We start from the raw sequence: 15,476 nt of genomic DNA, 5'->3' as shown, positions 1-15,476 counted from the left end.
CTGTTTGCACCGGTAACATGTTCTGGTAGCGGGCGTATTAGCTTTCAGTTAATCTAAGATTTTATCAAAATGCTCTTTCAATACAGTAAATTTTTACAAAAACTATTGAATCTGCATTTCATATTTTTTTATGCAGAGACTGTTAGCTGTAGTTATTGTTTTATTTCTGGTTTGGAGTGCTGACAGTAAAGCACAGCAGATTACGTTTGGGACTATTGATCCCGGGGCATATGGCCCCGGAAGTAATATAAGTATTCCCATCAGTGTCACCGGATTTAAGGCGGGGAATAAATTTGAACTGTGGATGTACGATTCGTCCGGGGGCTCTCTTTCCGGAGGCAGCCCATTGGGTACGTTCGACGGTCATTATACGACATTTATCAACGGAGTACTTCCTGCAACGGTGCAGCCGGGGACCAATTTTACAGTCCGGATAGTAGCTTCAAATCCTTACGTTCTTAAGGAAATTCATGCCACCATCGCTATTACCGATAAAAACGGGCCTGAAATTAGAGTGATACCGGCTGAGGAAAAGAACTTACTGAAAGCTGACCTCATTTACGGGTTTTGCGATGTGATAAAAGACGGGAACCTGCTTGCATTGGAGAATCAGAGTACAGGCGGGGCAAAAGTGAATGTGTCAATCCAGGATAATTACAACGCTTCTGTGCCCGCTGAATCTTTTGATTTTCCTGCCTGGAACCTATACGAGGTACCGTTGAAAAAAAGCTATTATACAGCAAGTGTAAAAGCCGAATTGAACGGGGTGATCTCTACCAGGAGATATATCATTCTGAATACCACTTTTAACCTGAGTTTGCAGTCAGGCGGTAATCCGACTATCTGTTTAAAGCAAAAAATTGATCCGAATGATCACTCAAACGACGAGAATGAAAAAGTCACCTATTCTGTTAATACCAGCGCGGGGAATGGTATTGTATCGAACTATCCGGGGCTGGTTTATTCTTTCGACTGGGGCGATGGGATGATTGACTCCTTTACCCAGGATGAGCTGCTTGCTCAAAGTGGGATAGCAGTCCATCAGTATAAATCGACCTCATGCGGACAGCCCCCGATATTGCTTTCAACGCCTATTTATAATGCATTTCAGGCCAATATTTTTCTGTCTTCAGACTTTTGCACAGGCTCTTCCGTTCCGATCACCACCTATGCAAAAGTGTTCATGATGCCCGCCGCGGAGTTTGAGGTACCAGTGGAAGGCGGCTGTAAGGGAAAGATGGTATCTTTTATGAATACGACCATACCGGGGGAGTCTCCTACTGCTACGGGGGATGCTTGTGATAAGATGACGAACTATAAGTGGTATGTTAAAAAGAATACAGACACGAACTGGAGTCTTAAATCGAAAGCGCAGGACCTTATTTACCAGTTTGACGAACATGGGACTTACAATATCAAACTGGTAGCAAGTAACAATACCTGTGAACCAACAGAAATGATCCACGATATCTGTATATCGGATCTGCCGGTTCCCGATTTCGAATTTACTCAGTCCGCACCCTGTAATTCGGCAACTTTAACCACGGTTAATAAGACGAGCATTGCTAATCTGTGCAACAAAAAGTATTTATGGCAGGTGCTGGATTCTGTAAGCGGGGTGGTGGTTACGGATGGGATTGTTTTTCTTGATCAGGATACCAGTAAAGCACCCGTGATCCAGGTTAACAAGCCCGGAAATTACATTCTCAGGCTTACGGTTTCTAATTCCTGCGACGATGTGGTGCTCGACAAGCCTTTTGTGGTGGCAGGAGGACTTGCGGTCACACAACCATCAGAGGCTAAGATATGCCTGGGAGTTCCTGTTGATGTTGACTTTTCCGCCGAGACAAGACTGAAGCCAGCTTATGAAGGATTTGGGAAGAATAAGACCTATCAGTGGAGTGTAAGCGGAGGGGACTATGAATTTATAGACGGGTCGGACACAAAAGCATTTCCTAAAATCAAATTTAAGGAACCGGGAAAGAAATACACCGTATCGGTGGCATATAATAATGAATGCGGAACGGCAGTTAGCAGCAGTCAGAATGTGACGTTTTATGATGAGATTGTTGTGGATGCGGGAGCGGACACGGTACTCTGTAAAAATGTTCCATTTACATCAAATGATACATATTTCAAATTAAGAGGGAATAAGCCTAAGAACTATGAAACAGGTAAATGGACTGTACTGCCGGGTAGTCCGGTTTATTCATTTGAAAATGGCATATCTAATACTCATAATGCTAAGTTAATCAATCTCAAAGCGGGTACCTATACTTTAAGATGGACCGTAACAAATCCCGGTGGGTGTGAAGAATACGATGAGATGATTTTAAAGGTGTACCAGGTGCCTGCTGCCGGAGCAATCTCATGTGCAGAAGCCCTTCAACCAGGAAAACCCGCATCTGTTTGTGCTGGCTCAAACATCACTCTTACCGCAGCTAACAGCGCTACCGGAACATTAATTGACTGGCAATATGCTCCTGACAAGGGTTCTCTTCCAGGGGATGCAGATTACATTTCGCTTGGAAGCGCAGCAAGCAGTATTGTTTTCAATAATATCCAGCAAACAACTTATTTCCGTTCTGTGGTAGCAAGCAAAGGAAAGGGGGATGGATGCTCTAATGTAGCTTATTCTAATCTACTTAAGCTTCCTGTTGATCCTTTGTCTGTAGGAGGTACCGTTAACAGTACAGATCCGACTACATATTGCGAAGGGTCCGTTTTTACCGGTAAGATTAAAGTTACTGACTATGTAGGCACGATCACCGGTTGGGAGAAGTCTGAAGATGGGGGCAATATCTGGGCTTCAATTGCCGGAACTGCTTCCGCAATTTATACATACAATACTCTTCTTGTCTCTACATTGTTCAGGGCAGTTGTTAAAAGCGGAGAATGTTCGGTCGCGAAATCAGATCCTTTCATAATAACTGTTGATCCCAAGCCCACACCTGCAAATGCCGGTTCAGATGCGAAAATATGTATTGACGCAGCCGCTTTATGGCAGCTAGATGGTAACCAACCCCTGATTGGAACCGGAAGCTGGACACAGCCCTGGGGGCAGACGGCTCTGATAAATAATCCCGGTCATTACAATAGCGTCATTAGCAACCTCGAAAAAGGCAAGCGATACGAATTCTTCTGGACCATAAGCAATGGTACCTGCCCGGGAGTTCCGGATCAAATGATTCTCGATGTTCTGACCGATATTTCAAATTCTGTCAAAGCAGACCGAACGATTTCCTGCCCGGGAGAAGCTGTGGTTTTGTCGACAGATGCATTGTCCGGCGGTGATAACGGTTTTATTGCCCCTTCATATTCTTATTCATGGGAATCTTCACCCGATAACGTGTCATGGGCTACTATCGGAGGTGCCGGTCAGGAAACGCTCACTGTTTACCCAACTGCAACAACCTGGTACCGGAGGATTGTGAGAAGTCATAATAGTTGTGAGGCTGTAAGTAGTTCTCTCAAGATCCTTGTAAACGCAACTACGCCTGTCGCGAATGCAGGGGCTGATTTGATATTATGCAATTCATCCAGTTACAAGCTTGACGGAAATAATCCCGGAGCCGGTTTCTCCGGAGAATGGAAAGAACTATCTCCCGGAGGTTCACTGACATTTTCCTCTGTTTCGGATCCTGTAGCAACGGTCAGCAATTTTCAGCCGGGAAATAGTTATCAGCTTGAGTGGCGGATAAAAGGAGTGGCGCCCTGTCCGGACGAGACATCTGTTGTACAGGTCATTGTGAGAAAACCGGTAACTACTGCTGTAGTCAGCTCACCCTTACAGGTTTGCCTGAACAGTGCGGCTACAAATAATTTTATTCAACTGACGGGAAATGAGCCATTGGCCTCTAACGGGGAAACCGGGCATTGGACAAAGTTATCAGGGCCGACAGCTTTCATCGCCAATCCATCTCTTTACAATACCAGTATTACAGGTCTGCAACCGGGGACATATCAGTTTGAATGGAAGATAAAGAATGATGCAACCAGCGGAGATGCCGCATGCAAAGAAAGTGCTGCAATCTTAACGGTGAACGTGATTGCCTTTCCTGTAAAGGGAACCATCAACGGGGGCAATATTGCAATCTGTAAGGGAACCGGCCCCGGAACCCTTGTCTTGTCCTCGTATTCTATGACGGACGAGATCCAGTGGCAATCGTCTGCCGATAACGTGAACTTTACAGATATCAATGGTGCTGTAAATGATACCTACAATCCCGGCGCTCTCATCCAGACCATGTGGTACAGGGTAAAGGCCACTCAGGCTTCGGGATGTGCCGGCTTTATTTATTCGGATCCGGTAAAGGTGCAGGTCGACGAGCCTGCTGAAGGAGGAACTACCTCTGCCAGTGTTTCCCGGGTATGTATAGGAGGAAATGCTGTAACGGTTTCACTCTCCGGAGAAAAGGGAACTGTCGTGAGATGGGAGCAATCCGCTGATAATTTCAGTACATGGGCTAATGTACCAGTGACTTCATCCAATTGTACTTTTCATAATCTTAGCACAGATATGTGGTTTCGTGCAGTGGTGCGGAATGGAGCCTGTTCAGAAGTATATTCAACTATTACTCATATCCAGGCTCTGCCTAATGTTACAGCAGCAGTAGCAGGACAGGATCAGTACTTGTGTAATGAAACCACTGTCACTCTAAGCGGGAATAGCCCATCTGCCGGAACAGGAAAATGGAAGCAGGAAAGTGGCCCGGCTGCTGTGATCAGCGATCCCCTTTCTTCAACCACGACCGTGAGTGCGCTTGTGCCGGGCACGTATGTTTTCCGATGGGAAATCAGTAATGGTATTTGTGATGCGAGCACAGACGACGTCACCATCTATAATTATGCCCCTCTGGTAAATAATATTACAGGAAGCACGACTATCTGTTCCGGGCAGACTGTTAAAGCCGAGGGCGATGCTCCCTCAGGCGGGGATGGGACTTATGTTTATCGATGGCAGATCAGCAGCGATAATAGCTCATGGTCAGATCTGCCGGGGGAAACAGGAAAGGATCTGATCCGCATATTTACTGTTTCAGCCTGGGTAAGAAGGATTGTTGAATCCGGGCCATGTTCCGCTGTCAGCAACACTGTTTTCACTACTGTACAACCTGCTGTTACGAATAATACTATCGGGGCAGACCAGGTTTTGTGCGCAGGTCAGCCGTCTTCGGTTCTCACTGGCAGTGTTCCTCTCGGAGGCGACGGAACTTACTTCTACCAATGGCAAAGAAGTACGGATGGGACTGTTTGGAATGATATGGCGGGAGCAAACTCCGCATCCCTGGATCCTGGTACCTTACCACAGACAACCTGGTTCAGAAGAATTGTAACAACGGCTCTGTGTTCCGGGGATCAGAAAAATGTAAGTAATGAAATTAGCATTGTGATCAATCCTTTGCCTGAAGCAGAGGTGAATGTTGCCAGGCTGAAGTCGTGCGTTCCTTTCGATCTTGGCCAGGTGATCTCCCTTGTCCCGCATGATGACAGGAATGGCAACTACGAATGGTTTGCTGACGGTGTTAGCATCGGAACAGGAAAGACCTTTCCTGGTTACGTTCTGTCTCATGACGGGGCATCGGTGACCATCCAGCTCGTCACTGCAAGTAAATTCGGATGTGGTGCTGATACAACAAAGTTCACATTTGAGACTGTAAAAGATGTGACCGCCTCTTTTACTAAAGATCAGGTGAAGGGATGTGGTCCCCTGTCTGTAAACTTTGTTAACACTTCAACTCCGTTAAGCGGAGGAACATATACATGGAATTTTGGTAACGGACAAACTTCCACATCCGTTCATCCCGGAACAATGGTATTTGATCCTGATCCGGCAGGTAAAGATACCACGTATGTTATCACCCTAAAAGCCTCTACCGGCTGTAAGGAGACTGTCTTTACCGATTCGGTTGTAGTACGTCCGAAGCCGCTGGCTGTTCTCTCTCCAGACAAAACATGGGGTTGCTCTCCATTGGAAATATCTTTCAGAAACCAATCGAAGGGAGGGGCGTCTACATATACATTTGATTTTGGCGATGGCCAAACTTATGTTACGAACGATACCCTTTCGGTACGCCACACCTTCTCTTCAGCCAAAACAGATACGATTACGGTCAGGCTGAAAGCGGAAAATGAATGTGGTACGGACACTGCCAGCTATAATATTGTGATTTACCCCAATACAATTGTTCCGCGGCTTATTGTGGATGGAGACAGGAGATTTGGCTGTGCCCCCCTTACCGTGAGGTTTGACAACCATACCGAAGGAGCAAACCGTTTCTTCTGGGATTTTAAGGATGGAAGCACTGCCAATACTACGTCTGCTCCTGAATCCAATATTCATACATTTACCGTCCCCGGTACTTACGATGTGTCGCTGTTTGCAACCAACGGTTGTTCTTCTGCCACTGATACGAAAACGATCACCGTATATGCCCTTCCCGATGCTGGCTTTACATTTAACAGTAGTACGTATTGTTTGAAAGACTCTGTTCAGTTCTTAAGCAAGCTATCGGGTTCAGCTTCCTGTATGTGGAATTTTGATGACGGAGGCACCAGCACAGATGCAAATCCCCGTCATGCTTTTGCCCGGGCGGGAAAATACAATGTTCAGTTAACGGTACTCCAGTCTCACCCTGACGGTTCTGTTTGCAGTAATTCTACTACTCAGCAGGTTGAGATACAGCCTTTGCCCGTAGCTTTATTTACGAGCAATGCTACGTCTGTCAATTGCGCTCCGTTTAAGCTGGTGGTATCAACAACGCCTGCCAATGCACCTTATGTAGAGTGGGAGTTCGGAGATCCGGGCAGTACGGATAACAGGATGACGGGACATACCGCAGAGCACACCTTTACAATGCCCGGCACTTATATTGTGAAGGAGATAGCCCATAATGCGTTGGGCTGCTCCGACACTGTTGTCAAGTCCATAAAGATCCAGCCAAGGCCGGCTGCTGCTTTTTCGGCAACAGATACAATGATCTGCGGAACATCGGCCACGATACATTTCAAAAATGAAACAGCATATGCCGGAACGGATCCTGTAGCTTACAAGTGGTTAATCGATGGCAGAACGGTTTCTGTTCAAAAGGACATGAGTTATCCCTTTTCGGTACCATCGAATGCAATGTTACCCTACCGGTATGAAGTGACTCTGGTCACAGCCAGTACCCTTGGTTGTCCTGATACCGTAAAGCATCTTATTCAGTTTAATCCTATTCCGAAAGCAAACTTTGTCCTGAAATCAGCCATTGCATGTGCCCCCTATAAGATAGATATCGAGAACAAGTCAGCATACGCAGATTTTGCCTTCTGGTATCTTGACGGTGTGCTGGTTTCGACAGACAAGGACCCTGATATCATTTTGCCAGACGCAGGGAAGACGTATACCATCAAGCTTAAGGTAGCAGGAAAATATGGCTGTGTCATGGACAGTCTGGAAAGAAGTATCAGTACCTATATGAAGCCGAAGGCCTGGTTTACCTTAGCAGACAGCATCAGCTGTAACGGCAAACTGGACATTGCGGTAACTAACACCAGCACCGGGGCCACCAGCTATACATGGGATTTCGGGGATGGCAGTCCTTTGTCTGCGCAAACTGTTCCGCAGCATCTGTATGGGGCCCCCGGGGTATATAAGCTCAGGCTGATCGCCTCGAACAATACGTGCAGTGATACCCTTACCCGTTTTGTTTTCATCGCTCTTCCGCCACAGCCCATATTTGTGCCGAGTGTGAACAGAGGATGTACGCAGCTGAATGTAACATTTCAAAATACTTCCCTTCATGCCAACAGATATGAATGGGATTTTGGGGATGGTACATACTCAACAGAGAGCAACCCTTCACATACATTCGGATATATCGGATCTCCCTTTACAGTACGGTTGACAGTCACTGGAGAATACGGCTGTAAAGAATCTGCTGTACAGATTGTATACGTGTCGGCACCTCCATCGGCGAGGTTTGATGTATTACCTGACCCGGTTATAAAGGTGCCGGACTACACCTTTTCTTTTAAAAACAAGAGTGAGGGTGCTGGTTTGAAATACAAATGGTATTTCGGTGACGGCACCACTTCAGAGGAAGAAAGCCCTGTTCACACGTATACCTATCATGGGCCATATACGGTGAAACTAACCGTGACGAATGCAGAGGGATGTACAGATTTCGCCACTAAAGATCTCCGGATCGACGGTGTGCCGGGCTTCCTGTACGTTCCCAACGGCTTTGAACCGGGGAGTTCTAAATTTGAGTTAAAGACCTTTAAGCCAAAAGGCTCGGGAATAGCGAAATATTCATTGAAGGTCTTTAATACATGGGGGACGCTGATCTGGCAGACCGACAAGCTGGATGAGACTGGTGCTCCAGCAGAAGGATGGGATGGTACGGCAGGTGGTTCACCAGCCCCGCAGGGAGTTTATATCTGGGAAATTACCGCCACCTTCCTTGACGGAAGTGAATGGAAAGGAATGAAATACGAGAGAGGGTCCAGGAAAACAGTTGGGCCGGTACACCTTATAAGATAAATAGAATGAAACGCTTATTTCCGGTATTCTTGCTAACGGGTCTGGCTTTAGGCCGTGTGTCGGCCCAGGATCATATTTATTCGCAGTTTTTTAATGCCCCGAATTATCTGAATCCAGCTTTAAACGGTCAGTTCGAAGGCGACCTGCGTGCGAATATGATTTACAGGAACCAGTGGAGTTCTGTACCTGGTGGTCTCAATTATTTTACTTTTTCGGCAGACTACACTGTTCCAAAGCTGAACGGAGGAGTTGGTTTACTGGTCACCAGCTCGAATGAGGGAACTGCGTATCTCCGAAAGCTTAATATGTCAGGGATATATTCATACAGCGTTTCATTTGATAACGCGATCCTGTCATTTGGTGTCCAGGCCGGGCTTACCCGGCGCAAAATAGATTACAGCCAGATCGTATTTGGCGATCAGATCGATCCGGTGACAGGAATTATCCCGGGGGCGGTATCAGAGGCATCGGTTCCCTCCATGAACAATAAATATTTCTTCGACGCGGGAGCCGGAATTAATCTTGTTGCCGGAAACTTCATGATGGGCATAGCCTCCCAGCATCTTAACAAACCCAATGAATCCTTCACCGGGGCGAGTGCAACATTGCCTGTGAGGGTAAACGGGCATGCCAGCTACAGGCTGGCGCTTGATCCTTACGATGAAGAATCGGGGCCGGCTCTCATTCCTTCCCTGGTATACTATCACCAGGGCAATTCAAAGTCATTGAGCACAGGCTTTCAGTATAAGTACAGGGCGGTAAATCTTGGATTATGGTACCGCAGTGAGGCTGCAACAAAAGGGGATGCTGTGGTTCTTTCACTCATCTTTGATCTGTTTGTAAGGAAGGATATGTACGATAAAGTCAGAATGGGGGTGAGCCATGATGCTACTTTGTCTAAACTTCAGTACGGGAACACTTCCGGGTCTACGGAAGGCGCCTTGAGTTATGAGACAACATTCCCTAACCGGAACCCGGCTGCTTCCCGGTACAGGCATCAGAATTCGGGGAGACGTTGCTACGATTTTTATTAAAAAGAGTTTAAAGCCAGCCTGTGTCATCTAGGATAACCGGTCTGAAAACCCTTAAAAAATTATTGACGGTGTGTCGGTAACATTCACCAATAGCTGGCGTATTACCCCACAGGTAACGTATACTAATACTAATGAATATGTGTGTAGTAGCCTGTATATCAAATTTTAACAGTAATTCGAGCCTTTCACATGGATAGAAGATTTATATGCCTTATTCTTATCGCTGTATTTTTCTCACTGCAAACAAGGGCCCAGGTGGGGATAGGAACGACTACCCCGGATGCGAGTGCTCAGCTTGAAGTTTATTCAATCTCGAAGGGATTGCTGATCCCCAGACTCTCCTCTGCGCAACGTGGCAGCATTGCCAGTCCCGCTACAGGATTGCTGGTTTATCAGACGGATAATACGCCGGGCTTTTATTTTTATAATGCCGGGGAATGGAAACGGCTTGCCAGCTCAACGGAAACAGGTGCCGGAAACGGTTCTTCAGGGAACAGTTTGCTGAACGGTAGCTCCAACCCTGCAACGGGCGTTGGGAATAATGGGGATTTTTATATCAACACCAGTACGTATACCTTATATGGTCCCAAGGCAAACGGAGCATGGCCTGCAACAGGTGCGGCAATGCTGGGAGCCTCCAATGTTTCGATGGGAGGGTTTAAATTAACTAATCTTGCAGCACCGACAAATAACAAGGACGCTGCCAATAAGAAATATGTTGATGACCTTGTCGCTTCATCTATTACTAAATTTGAGCCCACGCTGAGCCTCGACAATGAACAAAATCTCTCGATTAAAGGAGGGAATTCGGTTAGCCTTGCCGACTTGTACCAGTCATTAAGTCTTGCCGGGACGGTACTGTCCATCTCAGGGCCAAGGAACAGTCATGTCGACCTTTCAGGGATCCTGGCGCTGGCAAACGGGGGGAATGGAGTGCCCGGGATCGTTTATCATGATGAAACACTAGTGGGTACAGGCCAGACGTCATCGAAGCTTTCAGTAAACGACCAGGGAATTACGGCTGTAAAATTAAAGAGCATCACTAGTCATGGCAGCGCCGGACAAATATTGTCGTCCGACGGACTGGGCGGGTTTAAGTGGACTGATCAGGGGGGATTGTCTCCTATAGCCAGCGGAACGATACTGGGCAATAATTCAGGAGCTGACGCTACCCCGGTGGCTTTATCCATTGGTGATTTAAAAGCTATGCTGGCACTTAGTGCCGGAGATGTCGGCCTCGGCAATGTAAAGAATGTGGATCAGACGAATGCCGCTAATCTTTCATCAGGATACATTCCTGCCGCAAGGTTTCAGACAGGCTCCATTCCTGCTTCAGCTATTGCCGGGAATAACCTCTCAGACTATTATCTGAGCGGAAAGGGCACCTGGGTACAGTTGCCGGTTTCAACGGATGACCAGTCAGCTGCTGAAGTACCCTTTGATAACAGCCTGGCACCCGGATTGGGAAATACGGTTCAGGATGCAATTACAGGCCTGAACAGCAAAATAGGTACAGTGCCTGCCGGTGCTCTTACCCAGGTTACACTTGGAACCGGGTCTATGTTGCAGGGTAAGGGCACAGCTGCCGACCCGCTAAGACTCGCTGACATTACAGGTCCGTCTTTCTTAGGAAGAGCTTCCGGGACAGGGACGCCAGCGCCGATCGGAATCGGAAGCGGACTTGTATTCGGGAGTGATTCAAAGCTAAGTGTTGATTTTAGCGGACTTGCTTCATCAACGCATAATCATGCACTGGACGGTTTGTCAAATGTAATTACAGGTGGGAAGTCTGTCAATGACATCCTTCAGTGGAATGGCACGAGCTGGGTAAATGTTCCCGCTTCAGTTGCAGGAGGTGGATTTAGCGGTGTCACAACTGATGGTTCAACGATATCCGGAGATGGGAAGACGACTCCTCTTTATCTGGTTAATAAAGCAGTTTCTTTCAGTAAGCTCGCTGATATGACAGGGCCTTCATTGATCGGGAAAGCGGGTTCCGGTTCGGGGACACCTGAGAAAATAGGAATTGGAAACGGCCTTGCTATATCCGGAACGACTTTAGGGTTAAATTCCGGATCTGCGACAGGAGATATCCTTCAATGGGACGGAAGTCAATGGCTAAGCCGGTCGCTCGCCGCCGCCGGAATCCCAACCGGTAGCGGGTCTGTCACATTCAGCCCGTCCAATACCGGGGATGTAACTGCACCGTCCGTATCCGGATCGGCGCTTACTCCGGTTCTTTCAATAAGAGACGGAGTCATTGGAACGAACAAGCTCATCGACGGAACCGTAACCACTGCTAAATTAGCGGATGGCGCCGTTACTTCAGCTAAGCTTGCAACCGGAGCAGTAGATCTCTCAGGTACAAAAGTAACAGGGACATTACCTTCCGGCAGTTTACCTGCTGACCTCGGAACAGGTAAGAATATCAATGGCCTCACCCTCACTAATACCGGTACAGGGATAACGATCAAAGATGCTTCAAACGGGACTACTTTGCTTACTGCTGCTGCCGGATCATCGGTTTCAGGCAGCAATACAGGTGACCAGAATGCATCAGGAGTTGGGCTTACTTCACCTGTTGCGGGGAAGAATAATGTTCAGGAAGCGCTGGAGGCGATTAATACAGGTGCAGACCAGGCAATTTCATTTCAAACTACAGGAGGGGACGTTGCCACTGCCGCTCCGGTTTCAAGCCGGACATCGCTGACTCCAACTCTTACTCTAAACAATGACGCGGTGACGTCTGCGAAGATTAAGGATGGTGCGGTAACAGCTGCCAAGCTCGCAGCCGGCGCTGTTGATCTTTCAGGCACTGCTGTAACAGGTACTCTGCCTGCATCAAATGTTTCTCTTAGTACACCAGTTTTGAGTAAGACAAATGTGCAGGACGCTTTAACCGCCCTCGAAAGTCAAGCGGGCAGTTCTATTTCCGGTGTATCTGCCGGATCAGGTCTCTCGGGCGGAGGCACAACAGGCAACATCACTCTTAGCCTTGCCTCTAACGGGGTGGGAGCGTCCAATTTAAAGGGCATGGGTAACACGGCGCTTGGGGCCGGGACTTCAGGCTACGTTCTTCAGTCAAACGGAGACGGTACTTTTGGATGGTTTAATTTAAGTGGTGGAGTTTCAGCCGATCCTTCTACGCTTACGTTGAGTCAGGGGCAGTTCTACGTTGGAAACAGCTCCAATAAAGCAGAAGCGACGGCTAAAAACCTGATTCCCCTCAGCGGGTTTGGAACGCCAACTACAGATATCGGTCTGGGGAGCTTTAAACTGACAAATCTCGGTGCACCTTCAAGTGCTTCGGACGCAGCAACCAAAAAATATGTTGATGACCAGGTGGCGGCAGTATCGCCATCCCTGGCTCTTGACGGATTGTCTAATGTCACCATTACCAGCAAGGCCACGAATGATCTTATTCAGTGGAACGGCACGAAATGGGTGAATAAAAAAATAACGGATGCAATTCCTGTAGCCACTACCTCTGTGGCGGGGTTACTGTCCGGTACAGATAAAACGAAACTCGATGGCTTAAGTAGTTATATTCTTCCGGCAGCAACGTCTACAACCCTGGGAGGTGTGATCGTCGAATCAGGCTCAGGACTGAACCTCAGTGCCGGGAAGCTATCCGTGAATTCGTCTGCACTTACCGGCGTGGTGAACAGCATGGTAGCAGGTGACGGTATATCCGTTTCGGGAGCAACCGGGAATGTTACAGTTGGAGTTGCTGATAACGGCATAACCACTGCAAAGATCCTGAACGGGGGGGTAACTTTGTCGAAGATTGAGACGATAGCAGCACATACACTGCTTGGAAATTCAACAGGTTCATCGGCTTCCCCCCAGGCAATAACGTTAGGTTCCGGATTGGCGTTTTCAGGTACGAGCCTCGCTCTGGATCCCTCAACATTACCTGTTGCCTCTGCAAGTACATCGGGAACGGTGAAAATTGGAAATGGGTTGAAGATGACTTCCGGAGTATTGTCAGTGGATGCTTCAACAACTAGCGGATTTGTTACCGGAATCTCAGGCCCTGAAATTACGGTGACTCCAAATTCTCCCGGTGCTGGTAATTCTTATGTCAGTCTGAATGATGGTTCTATTACTCTGGCGAAGCTAAAAAGCCTGAGTGGCACCAGCAAGCTGGTCGGTTCATCCTCGAGTGGCTCTTCCGTTTCAGAAATCACAATAGGAAGTGGCCTGAGTTTGAGTGGCAGCGTTTTGACAGCGACAGGGGGAGGGGGAAGCGGAACAGTGACAACTGTGGGCGTAGCTACGGCTAACGGTTTCGCAGGTGATGTCGCTAATGCCACTTCTACTCCTCAGATAACTTTAAAAACTACCGTTAATGGAATTTTGCAGGGTAACGGAACAGGAATTTCGGCGGCAACTACGACAGGTACAGGATCAGTTGTCCTGGCTACTAATCCTACTATCACCGGCGCAACTATTTCTGGATCTCTGAGCGGAAATGCATCTACTGCAACGTCAGCGACTACCGCTACGAACGCTACTAATACAGCAATAACAGCCGCCGGAACATCAGGGACAGTATATCCGACATTCGTGTCGGCTACGACCGGAAATTTGCCGCAGCAGGTGACATCAGCCCTTACATATAATCTCGCCACCCAGGAACTCAACGCGAAGATTCAACCATCAAATATTACGAATTATCCCGCCAGCGGCAGTGTTTACCTCGCGGGAGATGGTACCTGGAAGGCAGCTTCAGCAGATTTGAGTGGATTGAAGTTATCATATACAGCATCCTCTGGTGTAATAGGCCTTACTAATGGAGGTTCTGCAATAAGCGGAAGCTCTCAAACTATTCCTGCTGTCACGTCATCCAACCCCGGGCTGATGGCCAGTTCGGACTTTACCAAGCTCACAAATTATCTTCCGGCAACCAGTACAGCCGGACTTGTATTAACCAGTACCACGTCAGGAGCAACATGGCAGGCTGCATCGGGAGGTAGCAGTATCACCGGGATTGGATATAATTATACATCAGCAAACGACCAGTATAATGCATATATCAGTTTAGGTGGCACCAGCTATAAAGCAGCCGTCCCCGTTCTGACAGACGCGAATGTGACTACAGACCCAGGTCTCCTTGTAAAAACGGATAAAGTAAAGCTTATGCGGATTCCCACGATAAGTGCTTCTTCTTCAGGTATAGGCCAGGTTCTTGTGTCGGGTGCAGGAGGGACTACATCAGCCTGGCAGACTCCTGCTTTGTCTTATACGGCAGCCCCAGCATCAGGGGGGATTAAGCTTTCTTTAGGAAGTGCTGATTACTCAGTCACAGTGCCTCAGGCTATTGCTTCTACAACGATAACAGGCACAGACGGTACTGCTGGTCTTTTGAACGCTAATGATAAATTTAAGTTGAACAATACGTTACCGGCTCCTTCGACTGCCGGCTTGGTTTTAACTTCAAAAGCAGATGGTTCGGCGGAGTGGAAGACTTCTTCAGGGGGCGGAAGTGGGTCAGACGGGAGGAGGGTGTACTTCATAAATAGTAAGAAAGTACTTGTGAAGGGTTCGGGAACAGCGATAACATGTACCCAGACGGGAAGTAACATTAACATTGTAATCCCATCGGATGCAATAGTCGATTATATAAGAATCAAAACGGATTATAATACGGTAGGGTCAGATGTTTTAACAGTATCAGTTACAGACAACTCAAGTCTTGTAAACACTGATAAATTTACCGACATGATGCCTCCTATGGTAGATGTCCTGGGCTTGATGACGGCAACGACTGATCCTAATCCCTATTTACGGCCAACGCAGGTAGCAGATCCAATCATAAAAGAGTGTTCAAATGGTAAAATTGTTATTGAAATTGCAAACCTGACATGGAATGAGCCGGCGGGTTACTATGTAATACTAAATTATTAAACTAC

At 47.5% G+C, this 15,476-nt stretch carries 3 protein-coding genes; all 3 read left to right on the top strand.

Annotated features, from left to right (window positions below; all coding sequences use genetic code 11):
• Positions 1-130 precede the first annotated feature (130 nt).
• The 3 genes from DDR33_RS16670 (at position 131) to DDR33_RS16660 (ending at position 15,471) form a co-directional block, all read left to right on the top strand.
• A complete protein-coding gene (locus DDR33_RS16670; protein ID WP_109416948.1) occupies positions 131-8,527 on the top strand; it encodes a PKD domain-containing protein in 8,397 nt (2,798 codons plus the stop codon).
• 5 nt (positions 8,528-8,532) lie between these two features.
• Positions 8,533-9,561, top strand: coding sequence for a PorP/SprF family type IX secretion system membrane protein (locus DDR33_RS16665; protein WP_109416947.1), 1,029 nt, complete (start codon positions 8,533-8,535; stop codon positions 9,559-9,561).
• A 189-nt stretch (positions 9,562-9,750) separates the two neighbouring features.
• Positions 9,751-15,471 carry a beta strand repeat-containing protein gene (locus DDR33_RS16660; protein WP_109416946.1) on the top strand — a complete coding sequence of 1,907 codons (5,721 nt, stop codon included), beginning with the start codon at positions 9,751-9,753 and terminating at the stop codon, positions 15,469-15,471.
• Positions 15,472-15,476: the final 5 nt, after the last annotated feature.

Source organism: Pararcticibacter amylolyticus, assembly GCF_003130405.1.
Taxonomy (GTDB): domain Bacteria; phylum Bacteroidota; class Bacteroidia; order Sphingobacteriales; family Sphingobacteriaceae; genus Arcticibacter; species Arcticibacter amylolyticus.
This window is presented reverse-complemented; position numbering and strand designations above follow the sequence as displayed.